The sequence below is a fragment of the Conservatibacter flavescens genome (assembly GCF_002795425.1).
GTDB lineage: Bacteria > Pseudomonadota > Gammaproteobacteria > Enterobacterales > Pasteurellaceae > Conservatibacter > Conservatibacter flavescens.
On record NZ_PHHA01000028.1, the window covers coordinates 47,249 to 66,837 of the forward strand.

Below are 19,589 nucleotides of genomic sequence, written 5' to 3' on the forward strand. Positions count from 1 at the left end.
TCCTATTTTGCTAATAAGTGCATAATTTGTGCTTTTAACATATTAATTGCTATGCGGTTTTTCCCGCCTTTAGGAATAATAATATCAGCGTACTGTTTGGAAGGTTCAATAAATTGCAAAAACATTGGCCGTACCGTCTTACGATACTGTGCAACCACAGACTCCAATGAACGACCGCGTTCTTGCATATCTCTCTGTAAACGACGGATAAAACAAATGTCTAATGGTGTATCAACAAAAATAGATACATTCACTATATTGCGGATACGCTCATCTGTTAATAACAAAATGCCTTCTAAAATAATAATTTTCTTTGGTTCAAAGCGATTCGTTTTTCCCGTTCGAGTATGTTCTACATAACTATATTCCGGAATCTCAACAGGGTGTCCGCATTTTAAGGCGTTTAAATGTTCAATCAATAAATCTCTATCCATAGAATTGGGGTGGTCATAATTCGTTTTAACCCGTTCTTCAAAAGCAAGATGAGTTTGGTCTTTATAATAACTGTCTTCGGAAATAATACCAATATCTTGATAACCTAGTTCTTCGCGTAGTTCTCGGTCAATGGTCGAAGCAATTAAACTTTTCCCCGAAGCTGAGGCCCCGGCAATAGCAATAATCACACAAGAAGAATTTGATGTTACTGAATCTGACATATAGTCCACCTATAAATAGATATTTTTAAGGTAAATTATAAAGAAAATTTTGAATTTACGCAGTAATAAATACGAAAAAAGCCGATATCTCTATCGGCTTCTTACTATTATTGTTATACGGTATTAACCAAAATTAGAAGAATACGCGTAAACCTACACCAAATGCGTTATCGCGCTCAGCTGATTGATCATTCTCTTTAGTGCGTGTGTAACCATACTCAACATAAGTTAACACATTTTTGTGTAATCTATAGCCTACACCTGCTACGATGGTATTTTTTGTTTCTTTCGTATTGTTAACTAAGTCTTTAGTACGATCGTTTAACCATTGTGTATAAACCGCGATTGGCTCATTAACATGGTATTTTAAGCTCACGATTAAGTTACGATTCTCTTCAGTTTTCACACCACCCTCTTTAAGTTGGCCTTGACCATATTCTGCACCTAAAGAAGCTGGACCGTAAGTAAACTTAGTCGCTGCACGCCATTGAACATCAGAACCGAAAGTTTGTGTTGGACGTACGTTACCTGCACCAACATCAGTTTTCACTTTGGTGTAACCTGCTGCGAAATCAAAAAGGAAATCTTGTGCTAATTCACGAGAGTAGAATAAAGATGCACCATAACCATATTTGGTTTCACCATGTACTAACGCATTTTTATTCGCTTGGCCGAATACATAATCCGCACCAAAGCTAAAACCTTGCCACTCTGCAGAACGGAATTTAGCAACTTTTTTACCAGAAGTATTTAAGTTGTTATTACCATCACCGATAATATGTGCGTTATTTGCTAAATCTACTTCATCACCCGTTGTCGCTTGACGACCGAAAGTCACAGTACCAACATCAGAGTGTGCAAAACCAGCATAAAGTTTATCAGTGCGTGGATCACCGAATTTATATTTATCTGAGCTACCGTTAACATTATCAAAACGGATCTCAAATCCACCTAATGCTTTGAAGCCGTCTCCTAAATCTTGGCTTGCTTTAAGGATAAGACGAGATTTGTCATTAAGTAAATCACCACGCTCATCTTTTCCTAATTTACCTAAGAATAAACGTAATGAACCGCCTAATTCTACTTTAGTACCGTCAGCTTCATACACGGTTGCTGCGTTTGCTGAAGTTGCCGCTACTGCTGCTACTGCTAATGCTACTAATGTCTTTTTCATGATAATTTCCTCTCATGATGAAATAGTTATAATTAAATTAATTTAATTGAACTTTTCTCTAGAAGAGATGTCAATCGAGGGGAATAATGGCAGATGTATTGTCTAGTGTCAATAGAAAATCACCTGACTACACCATTTTTTGTTGATCATGATCAGTTTTTTGGAAAATATCAACGGGATGATTACTGATTATTTGACTGATTACGCCAACTTAATTAGGATTTCAAAACACAACACAAGTTGCACATCTTATCAAATCGTTTTATGATTTTTCTGTGTATTCATCATTATTGCTTTTAGGAGTATTTCTCTTCATTTATGTCTATGCCAAATTCAATACATCACCTAAAAGATATATTATCTCAACATGTCAATCAGTTGTGCCAGCAATACGCCTTCCGCAAAGAACAAAAAATCTTTGCCAAATTTGACCGCACTTTGTTTAGTCAAAACTTTGAAAATGTGGGATTTTATCTACAGGAAATTGAAAATACATTGACTACGTTAAACAATCTTGATGAATCACAAATAATACAATGTGACTATTTGGCGAGAAAATTAACCGCGCAATGTACCGCGCTCACTGAGGCATTAAAGACGAAACCCCAACGTATGTATCGTGAAAGTGCGGTACATATTTCGCCTCAAAAACCCACTAGGGAAAAAAACAATATTCACACTCTTCCACCCGCACAGCGTCTTGAAAAATATTACGCAGCCTTGCAAGCATTGAATGACAAAATTGATGGATTTCATTTACTCGCTCATGATGCCCAATCTGAAGCGCAGCGAGCGATCTATCACGAGCAGATAACTCTCACCCAACAACGTAAACAACGCTGTTTAGAGGCGATAGATTTATTGGAAGAATATTTGCTCTATCAAGAAGGACAGTCTTAGCAATAATAATTAATGCCCACGCATTTTCTTTTAATGAGAAAAACGAGGGCATAGGCTAAATTTTCAATCTCGCGACAGCATTTTTCGCTACAGCAAGGAATTTACGTCGTTCCTGAGAACTCAGTCCGCTACTTGTTCCTGGTAATTTAACCGTAATAGGATTAACCGGTCGTCCATTAATATGGAATTCATAATGTAAATGAGGGCCGGTGGAACGCCCTGTATTACCAGACAAAGCGATACGTTCCCCTTTCTTAATATTTTGTCCCGTTTTCACTAAGGCCTTACTTAAATGCATATAGACGGTCTGATACTCACGTCCATGTCGCAAAATAATATAACGCCCCGCGCCGTTACCTTGATAAGCGACTTTTTCGACCACACCATCGGCAGGCGCAATAATTGGCGTACCTATTGGCACAGAAAAATCCACCCCTTTATGTGGTGAGATTCGCCCCGTTACAGGATGCTTGCGACGAGGGTTAAAATGTGACGAAATTCTCGCTTGTCGTTGCATTGGATAACGTGCAAACCCCTTCCCTAAGGTTTCACCATTACGATTATAATATCGTCCATTTTCCGCTTGAATCGCGTAATAACTTTTACCGCCACTAATAATGTGGATAGCCTCTACATTACCTTGCCCGGTTAATTTGTCACCAAGATATTCACGAGACACGAGCAAAGCAAACTTATCTCCTTTTTTTAATTTATTGACACTTACCTGCCACTGAAGTGCGGTAGATAATTGATTAATTTGTCGAGAATCTAGACCTAGACGTTGTAAACTACGACTGAGTGATGTACCAACTTGTCCTTTTAGGACCTCTTTTTTCCAAACGCTTTTTTTCTCTAAAATTTGTCGGGTATATGTTCCCTTTTCGGTTAATTCATAAATGCGCTCTTCTTTTTCAGAAATTAACCAATTCATGTATTCTAATTCATTGTGATTATCCAGAATCCAATAAAATTGCTGACCCGGTTTAAGATTTTTTAATTCAGGATAACGCGAAATCAACGCTTGGCTAGTACTCGCTTCCAAACCTGACAACTCCAATACATCTTTTAATGTATCGCCACGAACCACCGTATGACTAAATTGGTTTTTAATTCGCCAAGCCTGATCTGCCGCATCTAATAAATCATTTAGTGCACTTAACGCGCTATCCGGCAGGCCACCATCGACCTCATCATCTTCGTCTAAAAGCTCATCATCATAAGAGGTTGCCTCTCCAAGCTGCCCCGCTACTTGAGGCGTGTTGGATTGAGTGTTTTCTGCAGAATTATCATTTTCCCCTTGCTGTGATGTTGTCTCATCGCCTTGTGGTTTTGGCGTGACAATTTCAGCAGCCTGTTCTACCGCGTTAGCTAATTCAAGGGCTGGATCTATAGAAGGTTGAGCATTAGGATTAACAATCGGCTCAACGGTTAATTTTTGGTAAGGGTCAAGTTGAGTCGATACGGTTTGCTCTTGTGTGTGCAAGGTTTCATTCAATTGTAACAACACGCCTGTAAAAATAGACAATAATGCCAAAAAGAAAACAACGGCTTTAATCCGCGATTTCCTCTTCCGTCTATCTCTCGCTAACTTTACATGTCGCACAATACTCTTTTTCCTTATCTTCTCTATTTCTATTCGTTATTCAGACAGTGGAAATCCCAAAAAATTCCTGATTATTTTACTGTATGAATAAATAATCATCAGCTTTTGCAAGAAACTTGTTAATTCCCCTAAAATACGCTATGTTAAACGCAATATTAAGTTTGCCTCAAGGCACGAGTTAATCTATCACCATAATCAGCATGTTAGTCAAATCCATTCAAGCGCCCTTAGTGCAGCTTCGCGATATTACTGTTGAATTTGAACAAAAAATCGCTTTACAAAATATTAATTTGGATATTTATCCTAATACCATTACCACTATTGTCGGCCCAAATGGCGGTGGAAAATCAACATTATTAAAAGTGTTATTAAAATTACAACGTCCTACATCCGGGCGAGTGGTTTACAACAAAGGCGTGCGTATTGGTTATGTTCCCCAAAAAATCCATGTAGACCCTAGCCTGCCTATTACAGTAAAAAAATTTTTATCCTTACAAAAAAACGCTAAGAAAGCGGATATTCTACATGCATTAGCGCAACTGTCCATTACCCATTTAACCGATAATCGTTTGCAAAAGTTATCCGGTGGAGAAATGCAGCGGGTCTTATTGGCTCGTGCTATGTTAAATAAACCCAACTTATTAGTTTTAGATGAACCTATGCAAGGCGTTGATATTACAGGTCAAGCGGAGTTATATCAACTTATTCATCATACACAACAGCAACTAAACTGCGCTATTTTAATGGTTTCCCATGACTTACATCTTGTTATGGCAGATACCAATCAAGTTTTATGCATTAACCGACATATCTGTTGTGCGGGTACACCTGAAGCTATTTCCAATGATCCCACCTTTCGCTATATTTTCGGGGATCAATTTTCTAAAAATGTGGCATTTTATACCCATCATCACAATCATAAACATGATTTACACGGTGATGTATGTTGCACACCGCATTCGTATACTCAGCAATGTACTCATCAATCAAAAAATAGGAGTTAAGCATGTTTGATATTCTTTTTCCCGCTTGGCTCTCCGGTATCTTGCTTTCTTTTATTACCGCGCCTTTAGGGGCATTTGTGGTTTGGCGAAAAATGGCTTATTTTGGCGATACATTAGCCCATTCTGCTTTGCTGGGTGTTGCCTTAGGGATTTTTCTCAATATCAATCCGTATTTATCGATTTTAGTTTTAGTCTTAATATTAGCTGTCGGCATGGTTTGGCTAGAAAATCATAATCAATTTTCTGTTGATACTATTTTGGGGATTATTGCCCATAGCTGTCTGTCTCTCGGTGTTGTTACAGTAGGGTTACTCAATAACGTTCGCGTGGATTTAATGGCCTATTTATTTGGTGATTTGCTGGCGATTACTTATGATGATTTACTCTATATCGGTGGAGGCGTTGTCCTTGTTTTAATCGCCTTATTATATTGGTGGAAACCCCTTATATCCACAACAGTCAGCCCGGAACTTGCCCAAGTAGAAGGCATTAATATTCGCAAAATGCGGTTAATTTTGATGCTACTTACCGCCTTGACCATTGCTTTAAGCATGAAATTTGTCGGTGCATTAATCATTACTTCATTGCTGATTATCCCCGCAGCAACAGCGCGACGTTTTGCTTCAACACCGGAAAGCATGGTGGGTATTGCGACAGTTATCAGTATGATTGCGGTGTCTTTAGGCCTTGTCTTATCCGCATTTTATGACACCGCAGCCGGACCATCTGTTGTGATTTCATCATCAACATTATTTTTGCTGTCATTATTTTATCGGGACAAAAAATAATGCCTGATTCTGAAAGGGTTAGCCACAATAGATGCGCTAACCCACTATATTAAGGCACTAAGATCGCTTTAAAGCGCACTTCATTTTTCATCAATTTTTTGACTAATGGATCAAGTTCCGACTTAGTCACACTCGCCACGAATTGTTCGTCCATAAACAATAAATTAGGTGAATGAGTATATTGATAACTGTATGCAAGGCGATCAAACAGATAAACTAAACTATCCTTATTTTGTTTTATGCGTAGCCTTTTTTCCTCTCGTTTTTTGTGGAGTAAGGCTTCTTCCACGCCCTGTTTACTCCAATCATCAAAAAGACGATAAACTAAATCAATTAATTGATCTACGCGCTCGGGGGACGTGCTAAAACGGATTCTCCCCTCAATTTGATTCAATTCAGGCTCCTGATAAAATTGGCTACTAATGGCATAAATGCCTGATTCTTTTTCACGTAATTCTAAGCGCAATTTTTCCTCAATCATCGTCCCCAAGATATCTAGTAAATACTCATCTTTCGGTTGCCATACATTATCTGCAGTCAAATAAATTTCAACTTCAGCTCGCGGCTCTGTGTATCCGTTCATCTTTAATGTCTGCCTTGGCGTTTTACCATAAACAAAATAAGGCATTTGCTCTCGCTTTTTATGCTCAACAGAAGCCAAATAGGTATTCACTAAAGGCAATAATTCCGGCAGCTTTATATCGCCAACAATAAAATAAGTGAAATCTGTTTGATGAGTAATATATTTTTGATAGCTACTTAAAATCGACTGTGCATTTAATGCCTGAATGTGTCGAGGGGTATGACTATAAACCGTCTCGCTATTCGGCTGTCTCAGGGCGGCAATAGCTTGCGAAAATTCTCTTTCTCTATCCGCACGAGTTAAATACTCTAACGTGTCTTTTTTATATTTTGCTAAAACCGTTTCATCGACCTGATTAGACTGTAATTTTAAGCGAAATAATTTCAGCAAGTTTTCTAGGTTCTCGGCCTTGCTCACCCCGATAAACCCTTGACTATATTCATCTAATACGGTGGATATTCCCAAAGGCGAATCCCCAAACATCTTGTTCAATTGCATTTGTGAATATATCCCAACACCACTTTGATCCAATACACTCACTGCGGAACGTAACTGGTGATAATCTTGCGGTGGAATTGTACGAATGCCACCCGATGTAAGAGCTTTGAAATAAATTTGAGCAGGTTGTTTATCGCTATACATATAAATTAAGCGACTGCCGTTACTCAGCGTAAATTCCGTCACTTTTTCTTTTTCCCAATCTTTCTTTTCAACAACATACCCTTGAGTTAGCGACATATCGGGTAAAGTAGCTTGGGCAATTTTAGATTCCCATTGAGGCTGATTTTGTTGCTGAATATCCTGCCAAAGTGCGGTCACTTTTTGACGAGAAAAAGCGATATCTTTGCTTGGGTGAGGCTGTGTAATCAATAGTAATTTAGATGGCAAAGCAATGAGCTGTTTAAATTGCTGCTCCACTTCTTGTTTCGTTATGTTATTTAATAATTTCGCTGTTAATTCATATTCTTGTTGTTTATCTAAATAAACCGGTAAAGCCATAACAGCTACCGATAACAAATGATTGGCAATATGTAAACTACGTTCTTTTAACTCAAATTTCCGTTGATTAAACCCGTGTAAACGTTGAATTTCGGCCTCAAATTCCTCTTGGCTAAAGCCATGTTGCGCAATTTCACTGAGAAAACTGAACAACTTCTTCAAGCTCTCTTCATAGTTTGTGTTTGCTAATTGTAAGGTAAACCTATTTTGCAACGCCTCCCGTCCTAGCTGTGTACGATGGAATGTTGCAGAATCAATTAACTCCGCATGTTGACGCTCCCATTCTTGGAAACGCTCATTGAGTAAACGCCCCATCACTTGAAGAATAAGCTGTTGTCTGTAATGAGATAACGTATTGTTTTCAATAAATTTCTCATTCAAACTAAATTCCAAAGTCCGGTAATCAATTTCAGGTTCAGACACACTCGCAACTCGCCATTCGTCCACCAAAGGCACACCATAATCAACCGTTTCAATAGGTATTTGAGGGCGTGGGATATTGGCTAATTTTTGTTGTAAAAGTGACCGCACTTTAGCGCTATCAATATCACCAACTATGACAACAGACATATTATCTGGGCGGTACCATTTTTGATAAAAGTCTTTTACACGCTGTGCAGAAACATGCTTAATCACGTCTACATCACCAATAGGATCTCGTAAAATATAGCGAGAACCTGCCATTTCAATTCGGCTTTTTTGATCGCCAAGTCGTAGCATAGGGCTCAAACGAGAACGCCACTCTTCTAACACGATCCCTCTTTCATTTTCTAAATCATTAGGCAAAATCGTGACATGTTGGATCCATTCATTCAAGACATCAAATGCTAATGCCAGCTTTTGTTCATCATTATCCGATAAATCAAGGGTATAAACCGTATTTTCAAAATCCGTAAACGCATTGATATCGCGGGCAAAAGTCATACCAAGCTGCTCTAACGCTTGAATAATTTGATTTTCTGGAAAACGCGTTGTCCCATTAAATGCCATATGCTCCACAATATGTGCCACACCTTTTTGATCATCTTCTTCATGTAATGACCCAGCATTGACAATTAAACGTAAGTAAATACGATTTTTCGGCTCTTGATGAGGCAAAATAAAATAGCGTAAACCATTCTCTAACTGCCCCTGTTCCATTTGAGTATGAAAAGGTAATACTTGTTCAGAATGTCGCTCTATTTGGCAAGATAATAAGAAAAAGAGCGGTAAAAAAAACCAAAATTTTTTCATAAATATTATTTAAATTTCAATGAATGATGATGTTTATTGTAGGGCGCATTACATGCGCCCATTATCTTACGAGGTTTGGTATTAATCTGAGGCAGAGCAATCCTCTGTTTAGTCTGCTATATTCTTCTAAAACTCATAACCTAACTCAAGCCAAAACTCACGTCCTGCGGTATAAAAACCATAGTCTTCACCTTTGCTTGTCATACCTTTACGCGTTTTGTTCAGTACATTTAATATGTCTAATTTCACATACACAGAATGTTTATCATGAATCATCGGTTGCCAACGAATACTGCTGTCCCACTGTGTGTGCGTGCCATAATCGTAACGGCGATAAAGCGGAATACTATTCAGATCATCATAATGTTCAATCCCCTTAATCGGTGCTTTTACAAAAACATTATTTGTCCAACTTACATGATAGGCAGGAATCGCCATATGGATCCCTAAACGAGCTACCCATTCCTCGCGATGATTATTCACTTTTTTCATCATGTCGCCATAAGAAGTCCATTTACCATCTAAGATCACTTGGCTATCTGCGTTATAACCTCGCCCAAAGTCTAGGCCCTTCATTCGCAGCCAATCAAATGCCAATGTCGTTTGCCACTGAGTTAAGCCTAATTCCCAAGGCTCAATATTATGAAAAGCTAAGGTATAAATATCCGCATGGTAATCTTTACCCTTTTTATAATAACGCTCTTTTTCACCCGTTAAGGCATTTTCGCTTTCATGTAACACGATACGGTTTTTATTTTGTCGATGAATATAATTGAATTTCATCATGACATTACCAAGCCCCTGCTCAATTCCGATAGTCAATTCATCTGCATGAGGTGTTTTAAACCGTTTCACATCTTGATAACGGAATGTATCATGGCCATCTAATTGAAATATCTGTTCGGCTAATTTCATTGAGGCGAAACTCCGTCCATAATAACGATTTAGGCCAAAATTTAACGCACTATCCTCTAGAAATTGCCAGCGCATCGCAAAACGTGGCGCAATATTGGTATTTCTTAGATAATCGTCACGCTCAATACGTATGCCTGGACGAAATTCCAATTGCGCCCACTTCATCAAGTCTTCCGCATAAAAAGCGATGTTTTGGTATTTGGCTTTAACTGTGCCTTTACGCACAGAATGTTGATCAAGAGGAATTAAGCCAAAGCCTGAATCCATATAAAGTTCACTATGTGCATCTTGAGCACGATTGAAAGCATATTGAGTAAACTGATAAATTCCCCCCAAAGAAATGGAATGTGTCCAATCTCCCCAGCTAAACGGATTAAGGGCATATTCTGCCGAGATATGCCAATTTTTTTGGTTCAATGTGCTATTGCCCATTCCACCTTGACTATACTCTAATCCCTGTGAATCAATGATCGTCTTCATATACGTGGAAGCGGATTTACGCTTATCTCTGAAGTCATCATATGCTAATGTCGTTGTTAATATCCCTGCGGGCAATCCATTTACCCAAGCTAACGTTGTGCCAAATGCTTGATGATAGTCATGAATATCGCTGTGTAAATTTGTCGCATAAAATTTACTCTCTCGATAATTAGAATAGCGCAGCCCCCATTCGATACGGTGTTGCTCATTGGGTGTCCAACTGAAATTGACTAACCCATTATCAGAACGACGTGTATGATTCCGTTTTCCCATTTGACCATCAGGAGAAATAAGACGGTTTTGCTGAATATTTGCTCCACGACGGCTAATACCAAAAACCACACCTAAATTATCTGATATTCCTTTTTCCGCTGATAAACTCACAAAATGCTTATTATATTTAGGCTGAAAATCGGCATTCATACCATTAGGTAACACTTCTTCAAATTTTGCTCTATCCCCTTCTGCCACATGGAATTTCGCCCAAGCCGCACGCGTTGTTCTATACCGTAACTGGACGTGATCTTCCCCGCCATACTGTTTGGTCTTGGCCACCACTGCCCCACCACTAAATCCCCCTAAGCTAGCCGAAATATTGCTATCATATACGGTCACAGAAGAAAGCAAGTTTGTATCAAAAAAATAAGCTTGCCCATAGTCTGCACGTGGTATTGTTGCCATTACGCCATCAAAAAGATCAGCGCCAATCCCAAGATCATTATTCATATTTACATTATCGACAAAATAGCTGGTTTGACTTGCTTCAGCCCCATTAATACTGATCTCTGCTGGCTTAATTTCACCACGCAGCATCGTATTTTCATCGCTATTGACAAAACGCACATGAGGATTCAATTTCAAATAATCGGATATGTTATTATTCGTTGCCGGTGCAACACTCATGTCTTTTTGAGAAACCGTTTGCGCGGAAGATAAACTTGCATTTTGTTCTGCATACACCACAATCTCGTGTAATGTATTCGCTGAACTTTGCATGGTGTCCATCTGCTCTTGCGCCATTGCCCATGAACTGCAACTTGCACAAAGTAAAATTGTTATTTTATTTAATTTATACGTCATCAAAATACTCTCTAGTTATATTTTTATTTTATAATGTCAATATTTTAAATACCTTACAAATTAAATGCAAATCATTATCATAAATGCAATAAAAATACGCTGGATTTTTCCTAAAATTGATTAATCTTCATACCTCAAATTTGGCCGTTTACCACTGACTATTTCGTTGTAAATAATTTTCACAACACGATAGAAATCACTGTGAGCTTTACATTTACCTTGACTTATTAAAAATAAAAAACATAATATGTAGCATATACTATACACAAGGTGCTATTATGTTCCATTATAACCCTTTGCTATTAAGTGACTTTTATAAACAATTTCACCGAAAACAATACCCAAAAGATACACAGTATATTTATTCTGTCTTAACCCCACGCACGAGTAAAAAACTCTATCATGTTAGCCATGTTGTTTCTTTTGGTTATCAAGCGTTTATAAAACGTTATCTGATGGAGTATTTTGATCAATATTTCTTCCAACAAGACAAACAAACATTGATTGAACAATATAAACAATGTTTCCGCGCTTGTTTAAATATGTCAGATGAAACAATAGATACACACCATCTGGTTGCTTTACATGATCTCGGCTATTTACCGCTTGAAATCAAAGCCATACCAGAGGGAAAAATGATTCCAATTAAAAACCCATTATTAACCATACGTAATACGGATCCGCGTTTTTTCTGGCTAACAAACTATTTAGAAACCCTCTTATTAACCTCCACATGGCTACCCACAACTTCTGCAACCATTGCAGCAATGTACCGTTCTTCCTTGCAAAAATGGGGAAATATTAGCAATGCTGATTTAGCCTATATTGACTATCAAGCCCATGATTTTTCTATGCGTGGATTAAGCTCATTAGAAAGTGCAGCATTAAGCGGTGCAGCCCATTTAATCGCTTTTAAAGGCACTGATGTTATCCCTGCTATTCATTTTGTCCAACATTACTACCCAATAAATAACAAAATGTTAATTGGAAGCTCCATTCCTGCAACAGAGCATTCCGTTATGTGTATTCATGGCCGAGATGAATTAGCTACATTCGAATATCTTATTACGCAAGTTTATCCAACGGGTACGGTAAGTATTGTGTCTGATAGCTATGATTTTTGGCACAATATCCGTGTTACTTTGCCTGCGCTTAAAACACTTATTTTAGCGCGAGAAGGGAAAGTCGTTATTCGGCCGGACTCCGGTGATCCGATGAAGATTATTTGTGGTAATCCTCAAGCAAAAGACCCTACAGAGCGTATTGGTTTAATCGCAGCACTTTATCATATTTTTGGCGGACAAAAAAATGCGAAAGGATTTATTAAGCTCGATCCCCATATTGGTGTTATTTACGGTGACTCCATCAATCTTGAACTAGCTAATCAAATTATCAAAAAGCTTATTTCTCAAGGCTTTGCCGCCTCTAATATTGTATTTGGTATCGGCTCTTTAGCTTACCAACAAAATTCCCGTGATTCTCTGGGCCTGGCAGTAAAAGCCACGCATGCCGTCGTGAATGGCGAAGAACGACTTGTTTTCAAAGATCCAAAAACCGATCACAACAAACGCTCACCACGTGGCATGGTAAAAGTATTACCCAATGGCGATTTTCAAGATGGTTTAGGGCTACATAGTGATTTTAGTGATGATCAGCTACATACCATTTTTTATAATGGTGAAATCAGAAATAGCCTTTCTTTCGAAGAAGTGCGGTCAAATTTTACAAAAGATTTGATTTCTCTTGGTGAGCAGTTTCAATTTACTTTGCCATAACGTTTTTTCTTTTGTAGAAGCATTTATAACATGCTTCTACATACACTTCTTAAAATTTCCTAAGCTCAAAACTTTTTTCATTCCAACCGCTCTTTTAGCTAAAAACGCAACAACTACTTCATTACACAATTAAAAATAATTCTCATTTGATTTTGATCAATTATATCATTACTTTTATTTGCTATAAATTACACTTCTTTTTAATAGCTAATGTGAGACAACATGATTAACTTCAAATGGACGCCACTACAAGCAGCGCCAAATGCATTTCCTGAACGCCAAGCACTTATGCCGATTTGGGGTGGAGAAGCGGTTGAACTATCTCAGTGGCAAAATTTATGGCAACAACAATTACCTCATGCCCTCCACACCGATGGATTAGCCTATTTACATATCCCTTTTTGCGCTAGCCACTGCATTTTTTGTGGGTTTTATCGTAATGCGTGGAAAAATGAATACAGTAAAATTTATGTAGATCGCTTAATCGCAGAATTAAGACATGAAGCTAGCCTGCGCCAGGATAAAGGAAAAATTCAAGCAGTTTATTTCGGTGGTGGCACACCTACTGCATTACATACAGAAGATCTCGTGCGATTAATTCATGCTTGTTATGATTATCTTCCACTCAGTGAAGAATGTGAATTCACCATTGAAGGGCGTATTAGTCATTTTGGCCTAGAGAAAGCACAAGCTTGTATTGATGCTGGCGCTAATCGATTTTCCATTGGCATTCAAACATTTAACACAGCTTTACGGAAACGACTTGGCCGGAAACATAGTGGCGAAGAAGCCTATGATTATCTACAACAATTGTGCCAATTAAATGCCGTTATCGTTGCCGATTTAATCTTTGGCCTACCCAATCAAAATGCCGAAATTTGGCAACAAGATCTCGCGACAATCTCTAGCTTAGCATTATCAGGTTTAGATATTTATGCCTTTAATAATTATCCATTTTTACCGATTAACCGCCTAATTGAACACGGTAAATTGCCGGAACCCGCTAGTTTTAGTGACCAAAGTATACAATATGCTTACGCTGTAGAATACCTCAATCAACTTGGCTGGCAACAAGTCAGCAATAACCACTTTGCTTTCCCTGAACGAGGGGAACGTAATCGTTATAATATTCTAGTCAAATCAAATATGCCCTGCTTGGCCTTTGGTTCCGGAGCAGGTGGCAGTATTGGCAACTTTAGCTATCAAGTACAAAGCAATATAAAAGACTATTTAAACACGCCACTAGAGCAAAAACCCCTTTCTTATTTGAGCCGACATGGCCCCTATAAATCTTTATTAGGGACCATTCAACACAGCCTTGAATTAGGCTACTTAGACACGTCCCCCTTTACGCACAATGAAAAAGCGCAACGGTTGTTAGATCAGTGGCAAGCCCAATCTTTGCTTCAACATCAAGGAAAGATGGCATATTTAAATACGAGTGGTCGCTACTGGTCTCCAACCTTAATCCGCAAATTAATGCTTAGCTTACCTACACAATCTAATAAGGAGAAAAATATGATGTCTGCCAATGCAGAATTACAAAACAAATTACGTGAAAACTTAGCCTCAAATCCTGCACAAGTGTTAGAAATGGTTGCCGGTATGCATCAATGCAATTTAGAAACGGTGATCAACTGCCTACCTGTAGAGATGGTTGCAAAAACCAATGGTGAGCATTTTATTACGATCATGCAGGCTATTGCGACTTGGCCACATCCCGTTACCTTTATTGCTCACACTCCAGATGCGGTTGTCGAAGTGACAGCAAGGCTCCCTTCCGGAAAAATTGGTCGTGGTTTTTATAATTTTGAACATACACAAGAAGGCGGGGTACACGGCCACTTACGCTATGAAAATTGCCATGCAATTTATTTAATAGATCGCCCATTTATGGGAAAACGCACTGTTTCGTTAAATTTTATCAATCAGCAAGGCGAAGCAATGTTCAAAATTTTCATAGGGCGTGATGAACAGGGGCAATTACGCGAAGAACAAATTAATGCCATAAAGCAACTAATCAAAGCTGTTAACCAATAAACCGTTCTTCGTTTATTGTCACAATATCGGATTCCTCTGATTCAAGGGCATGATTCAACTAATCTGCCCTTCTTATTTGTTCGACAATCTCAAAATTTTTTTAATTTTTTGACCGCTCTTTTTGCCATTTGGTCGCAATATAGTGACAACTTGGTATTAAATCCAATTGCTTTTGTTGCACAAAATCAGACAAAGCTTGATACAATTTATCAGCAATGCCTTGCCCTCTTAAACTCGGATCAACGAATGTATGATTTGCATTAATCGTGTGTTTGTCGACAAAATAATAACTTAGCTTAGCAATTTTAGCCCCTGTTTCATTTAACAGAAAAAATTCACCTTGCTCATTATTATAGGTATGTTGAATATCCATTAATGCTTCACCCAATCTTGGTTTTCATCACTTACTTCCATCGCAAAATCAGCTGTCTCACTTGGAATCGCATTTTCTTCTGCAGCCCACGCACCTAAATCAATTAATTGACAACGTTTACTACAAAACGGACGAAATATACTTTTTTCTGACCATTCAACCACTTTGCCACAAGTCGGGCAAGGCACTTCAATTATTTCGCTCATTGCATTTCTCTTCTGCTAGTTCTAGATACAATTGATGTAATGTCAATACTTGTTGTTTTAAATGTGCGCCATTATCGCTAAAATTCGCTTCATTATAAATCACATCATCAGCCGACTTTAATCGTTCTTCGCGACTAACCTGTGTTGCCATAATTTTTTGAATTAATTCGTCACTATGATTATCACGTTTCGCTGCGCGTGCGAGCTGTACACTAGGCGATACATCGACAACTAATACGCGATCACACATCTCTACCAAGTTATTTTCAATTAAAAGCGGTACTACCCAGATAACATAAGGGGCTGTTTGAACGGCGAGTTGATGCTGCATTTCCGTACGAATGGCAGGATGTAATAAATCATTGAGCCAGTGTTTTTGTTTATCATCATTAAAGACTAACTTACGTAATGCGGCCCGATCAAGCTCACCGGCCTCCGTTAATATGTTTTGGCCAAAATGTGCCACAATTTCCGAAAGCAGTGGCGATCCTTTTTCTACCACTTTCCTTGCCACAATATCCGCGTCAATTACGGGGACATTTAAGGCTGAAAATAAATCGGCAATGGTTGACTTCCCACTGCCGATCCCGCCTGTCAAACCGACTATATAGCTCATGATATTTTACTCAAGCAAAAAGCATTTCCCTAATGAACTAAAGGACCTTCAATGGAAATATTTTTTGGGTTTTCCCCAAAACGATTTACCCCTGGCGTACCATCGAATAACATAAACACAAAAATCACAATAGCCCCTAAAATTGGCACAAGGCCAATCAGTAGCCACCAACCTGAGCGGTTAATATCATGCAAACGACGTACACTAACGGCTAAAGTGGGAAGAAAAACGAATAAACCATAAATACCACTGAATAAACCGATGTTACTTTCATAAGAAAATAAACCGAATGCAAGATCAAGAATACTCAATGCAAAAGCAATCAGAAAATTGAATAAAGTAAAAAACCAATATTCCTTACGTCTTGCTCGTCCATTGAAATTCACATATTGTTTAATAACGGATAAATACCAATTCATATTACCTCCTTTTTAGGCTCGTAATTACTTTAATTTATACCACATCTCCACAAAAAGAAAAAAGTTTTTCATTATTTTTCTGTCAGATGCTTTATACTATAAAGCAATGTAGAGCAATTGCTCTTGGTTTATTGATCCAAAGGAGAATATCATGACGATTTTAGTCACTGGTGGCGCAGGTTACATTGGCTCACATACCGTTGTTGAGTTACTAAATGCAGGAAAAGATGTAGTTGTGTTAGATAATTTATCTAATTCCTCCCCAAAATCCCTTGAAAGAGTAGAAAAAATCACTGGAAAATCGGTTAAATTCTATCAAGGCGATATACTGGATAGTTTACTCTTGCAGCGTATTTTTACCGAAAATACCATTCAATCAGTCATTCATTTTGCTGGGTTAAAAGCGGTGGGTGAATCCGTACAAAAACCAATGGAATATTATACCAATAATGTCACCGGCTCTTTAACTCTTTTGCAAGAGATGAAAAAAGCGGGTGTTTGGAATTTTGTATTCAGCTCGTCAGCCACTGTTTATGGTGATCCAGAGATCGTTCCAATTACTGAAAGTTGTCAAGTAGGCGGCACTACAAACCCATACGGCACATCAAAATTCATGGTTGAACAAATACTCAAAGATGTTGCTCAGGCTGAACCTCAATTTAGCATTACCATTTTACGTTACTTCAATCCTGTTGGTGCCCATGAAAGCGGTTTAATTGGCGAAGATCCAAACGGCATACCAAATAACTTATTACCTTATATTAGCCAAGTTGCCATTGGTAAATTGCCACAACTTTCCATATTCGGTAGTGATTACGCTACCCATGATGGCACTGGGGTTCGGGATTATATTCATGTAGTTGACTTAGCCATCGGTCACTTAAAAGCCTTAGAATGTCATGTGAACCAAGCGGGATTACACATTTATAATCTTGGTACTGGTCAAGGGTATTCTGTCCTAGATATGGTTAAAGCTTTTGAACAAGCTAATCAAATCTCTATTCCCTATAAACTTGTTGACCGTCGACCAGGTGATATTGCCACATGTTATTCAGACCCAAGTTTAGCAAAACAAGTGTTAGGTTGGACCACACAACGTGATTTAACCACCATGATGAAAGATACTTGGAATTGGCAAAAAAATAACCCTCATGGCTACAAGGACGCCTAATGCAAACCGCTCCAACTAGCTTATGGAAACAGATCTTTACCCGTAATATGCTGCTCTGCATATTTACGGGATTTAGTTCCGGTTTACCGTTCTATTTTATTTTCCAGCTTGTGCCTGCTTGGTTACGTGATTCTGCTGTAGATTTAACCACTATCGGTTTTTTTACCTTGATCGGTTTTCCTTATGGCTGGAAATTTATGATCGCTCCCTTACTCGATCGCTACTACCCAAACTTTTTAGGCCGACGCCGTTCATGGATGTTTTTAACTCAAATTAGCCTATTAGCGCTGCTTGCTTTATTTGGGCAATTTGATCCAAAAGCAGATATCCAAATTGTCGCCATTTTAGCCACGTCAATTGCGATTTTTTCTGCAATACAAGATATCGTGATTGATGCATATCGACGAGAGATTTTAAGCGATCAAGAACTCGGGTTAGGAAATTCTATCCATGTTAGCGCCTATCGCATTGCGGGTCTCATTCCTGGAGGCTTATCTTTAATTTTGGCCGATATGATGAGCTGGAATTCTGTCTTTATTTTCACCGCACTTTTTATGCTGCCCGGCCTTTTTCTCTCTCTGATTTTAGCCCGCGAACCGAATGTCCCCGAGATCGATCGCTCAACCCCGTTTTATATTGCGTTTACCAATCCTTTTAAAGAGTTTTTCTCTCGTAAAGGAGTATGGTCGGGTGTTGGGATTATTCTCTTTATTTTTCTCTATAAATTTGGCGACTCCCTCGCCACCTCTTTACAAACCGTGTTTATCCTTGATATGGGATTTAGTAAAACTGATATTGGCACAGTCGTAAAATTTAATTCTCTTTGGGCCTCTGTCATTTCAGGCATGTTAGGTGGCGTGATGATGATCCGATTAGGGATTAATCGCTCTTTATGGATCTTCGGGTTTGTCCAACTCATCACCATTTTATGTTTTGTCTGGATGGCAAGCTATATTAAGTTTGAATCAATTGGTTCCTATGAATATATGGTGTTGTCGACTGTTATGATAGCTGAATATATTGGTGTTGGACTTGGCACTGCGGCATTCGTTGCATTTATGGCGCGTGAAACAAATCCCCTTTATACCGCAACACAATTAGCCATTTTCACAAGTCTCTCAGCTATTCCTAGCAAAATTTTGGGTGCATTTGCCGGCGCATTAGTTGAAAACGTAGGTTACTATCAATTTTTCTGGATTTGCTTTTTTGTGGGTATCCCCGGCATGATTTGCTTGATTTGGGTGGCGCCATGGAAAGAAAAACCAACGGCTGTTTAGCAGTGAATAACAAAAAATATTTATTTTATTTGACAAATATTTTTTTTAACGTTATTTCTATAAGCGTACGGAAGAGGTGCGTCATTCAGGTCGTTATTTTTTGATTTCGGAATCCATAAAAAATAATCAGGGGAATGTTCGCCGAGATAAATTACTTATCCGAATAGGTACTTTATCGGCTTTGAGGGTTGAATCTCCAAAGCTGTCACTAATGATTAATTAGTGGAGCGCTTCTAAGATCAATTATCTACTTATCCTTGATCCTGCGTTCCCTAAGTTTAAATATTCTTCTGTTAA

General features: G+C 38.4%; 16 protein-coding genes and 1 riboswitch. Of the genes, 7 read left to right on the forward strand and 9 right to left on the reverse strand.

Going from position 1 to position 19,589, the window contains the following annotated elements:
* Nucleotides 1–2: 2 nt before the first annotated feature.
* Both udk and CVP05_RS10875 read right to left on the reverse strand, forming a co-directional pair.
* A complete protein-coding gene (gene udk, locus CVP05_RS10870; protein WP_100289593.1) occupies nt 3–656 on the reverse strand; it encodes a uridine kinase in 654 nt (217 codons plus the stop codon).
* A 133-nt stretch (nt 657–789) separates the two neighbouring features.
* Complete coding sequence (locus CVP05_RS10875; protein WP_100289594.1) at nt 790–1,830, reverse strand: porin; 1,041 nt, start codon at nt 1,828–1,830, stop codon at nt 790–792.
* Between the two features lie 318 nt (nt 1,831–2,148).
* Between CVP05_RS10875 and priC the strand changes: the two genes are divergently transcribed.
* Nucleotides 2,149–2,730 (forward strand): primosomal replication protein, encoded by a 582-nt coding sequence (priC, locus tag CVP05_RS10880; protein ID WP_100289595.1) that lies wholly within the window; start codon nt 2,149–2,151, stop codon nt 2,728–2,730.
* 55 nt (nt 2,731–2,785) lie between these two features.
* Here priC and mepM read toward each other — a convergent pair whose 3' ends face one another.
* Nucleotides 2,786–4,333 (reverse strand): murein DD-endopeptidase MepM, encoded by a 1,548-nt coding sequence (mepM, locus tag CVP05_RS10885; RefSeq protein WP_100289596.1) that lies wholly within the window; start codon nt 4,331–4,333, stop codon nt 2,786–2,788.
* Nucleotides 4,334–4,533: 200 nt separating this feature from the next.
* On the opposite strand from mepM, the gene znuC reads away from it, so the two are divergent.
* Together znuC and znuB are read left to right on the forward strand one after the other, a co-directional pair.
* On the forward strand, nt 4,534–5,337 hold the full coding sequence (gene znuC, locus CVP05_RS10890; RefSeq protein WP_100289597.1) for a zinc ABC transporter ATP-binding protein ZnuC: 804 nt from the start codon (nt 4,534–4,536) through the stop codon (nt 5,335–5,337).
* 2 nt (nt 5,338–5,339) lie between these two features.
* Complete coding sequence (gene znuB / locus CVP05_RS10895) at nt 5,340–6,125, forward strand: zinc ABC transporter permease subunit ZnuB (protein WP_100289598.1); 786 nt, start codon at nt 5,340–5,342, stop codon at nt 6,123–6,125.
* 49 nt (nt 6,126–6,174) lie between these two features.
* Here znuB and CVP05_RS10900 read toward each other — a convergent pair whose 3' ends face one another.
* Both CVP05_RS10900 and CVP05_RS10905 read right to left on the reverse strand, forming a co-directional pair.
* Nucleotides 6,175–8,940: a M16 family metallopeptidase gene (locus CVP05_RS10900; RefSeq protein ID WP_100289599.1), complete on the reverse strand. Its 2,766-nt coding sequence runs from the start codon at nt 8,938–8,940 to the stop codon at nt 6,175–6,177.
* 126 nt (nt 8,941–9,066) lie between these two features.
* Nucleotides 9,067–11,415 carry a TonB-dependent receptor plug domain-containing protein gene (locus CVP05_RS10905; RefSeq protein ID WP_100289600.1) on the reverse strand — a complete coding sequence of 783 codons (2,349 nt, stop codon included), beginning with the start codon at nt 11,413–11,415 and terminating at the stop codon, nt 9,067–9,069.
* A 278-nt stretch (nt 11,416–11,693) separates the two neighbouring features.
* On the opposite strand from CVP05_RS10905, the gene CVP05_RS10910 reads away from it, so the two are divergent.
* Together CVP05_RS10910 and hutW are read left to right on the forward strand one after the other, a co-directional pair.
* The gene (locus CVP05_RS10910) at nt 11,694–13,190 is read left to right on the forward strand and encodes a nicotinate phosphoribosyltransferase (RefSeq protein ID WP_100289601.1); all 1,497 of its coding nucleotides are present in this window, start codon (nt 11,694–11,696) and stop codon (nt 13,188–13,190) included.
* Between the two features lie 222 nt (nt 13,191–13,412).
* On the forward strand, nt 13,413–15,230 hold the full coding sequence (gene hutW / locus CVP05_RS10915; protein WP_100289602.1) for a heme anaerobic degradation radical SAM methyltransferase ChuW/HutW: 1,818 nt from the start codon (nt 13,413–13,415) through the stop codon (nt 15,228–15,230).
* Nucleotides 15,231–15,330: 100 nt separating this feature from the next.
* Here hutW and CVP05_RS10920 read toward each other — a convergent pair whose 3' ends face one another.
* The 4 genes from CVP05_RS10920 to CVP05_RS10935 are packed head-to-tail and all read right to left on the reverse strand — an operon-like array spanning nt 15,331 to nt 16,844.
* A complete protein-coding gene (locus tag CVP05_RS10920; RefSeq protein WP_100289603.1) occupies nt 15,331–15,603 on the reverse strand; it encodes a GNAT family N-acetyltransferase in 273 nt (90 codons plus the stop codon).
* The gene (gene yacG / locus CVP05_RS10925) at nt 15,603–15,809 is read right to left on the reverse strand and encodes a DNA gyrase inhibitor YacG (RefSeq protein ID WP_100289604.1); all 207 of its coding nucleotides are present in this window, start codon (nt 15,807–15,809) and stop codon (nt 15,603–15,605) included. Before yacG ends, CVP05_RS10920 begins: the two co-directional genes overlap by 1 nt.
* Nucleotides 15,793–16,425: a dephospho-CoA kinase gene (gene coaE / locus CVP05_RS10930; protein WP_100289605.1), complete on the reverse strand. Its 633-nt coding sequence runs from the start codon at nt 16,423–16,425 to the stop codon at nt 15,793–15,795. Before coaE ends, yacG begins: the two co-directional genes overlap by 17 nt.
* Before the next feature lie 29 nt (nt 16,426–16,454).
* Complete coding sequence (locus CVP05_RS10935) at nt 16,455–16,844, reverse strand: DUF805 domain-containing protein (protein ID WP_100289606.1); 390 nt, start codon at nt 16,842–16,844, stop codon at nt 16,455–16,457.
* Nucleotides 16,845–16,995: 151 nt separating this feature from the next.
* Here CVP05_RS10935 and galE point away from each other — a divergent pair, with 151 nt between their 5' ends.
* Nucleotides 16,996–18,015 carry a UDP-glucose 4-epimerase GalE gene (galE, locus tag CVP05_RS10940; RefSeq protein ID WP_100289607.1) on the forward strand — a complete coding sequence of 340 codons (1,020 nt, stop codon included), beginning with the start codon at nt 16,996–16,998 and terminating at the stop codon, nt 18,013–18,015.
* Complete coding sequence (locus tag CVP05_RS10945) at nt 18,015–19,292, forward strand: AmpG family muropeptide MFS transporter (RefSeq protein ID WP_100289608.1); 1,278 nt, start codon at nt 18,015–18,017, stop codon at nt 19,290–19,292. Before galE ends, CVP05_RS10945 begins: the two co-directional genes overlap by 1 nt.
* A gap of 63 nt (nt 19,293–19,355) precedes the next feature.
* Nucleotides 19,356–19,533: riboswitch (Lysine riboswitch) on the forward strand.
* Nucleotides 19,534–19,589 lie beyond the last annotated feature (56 nt).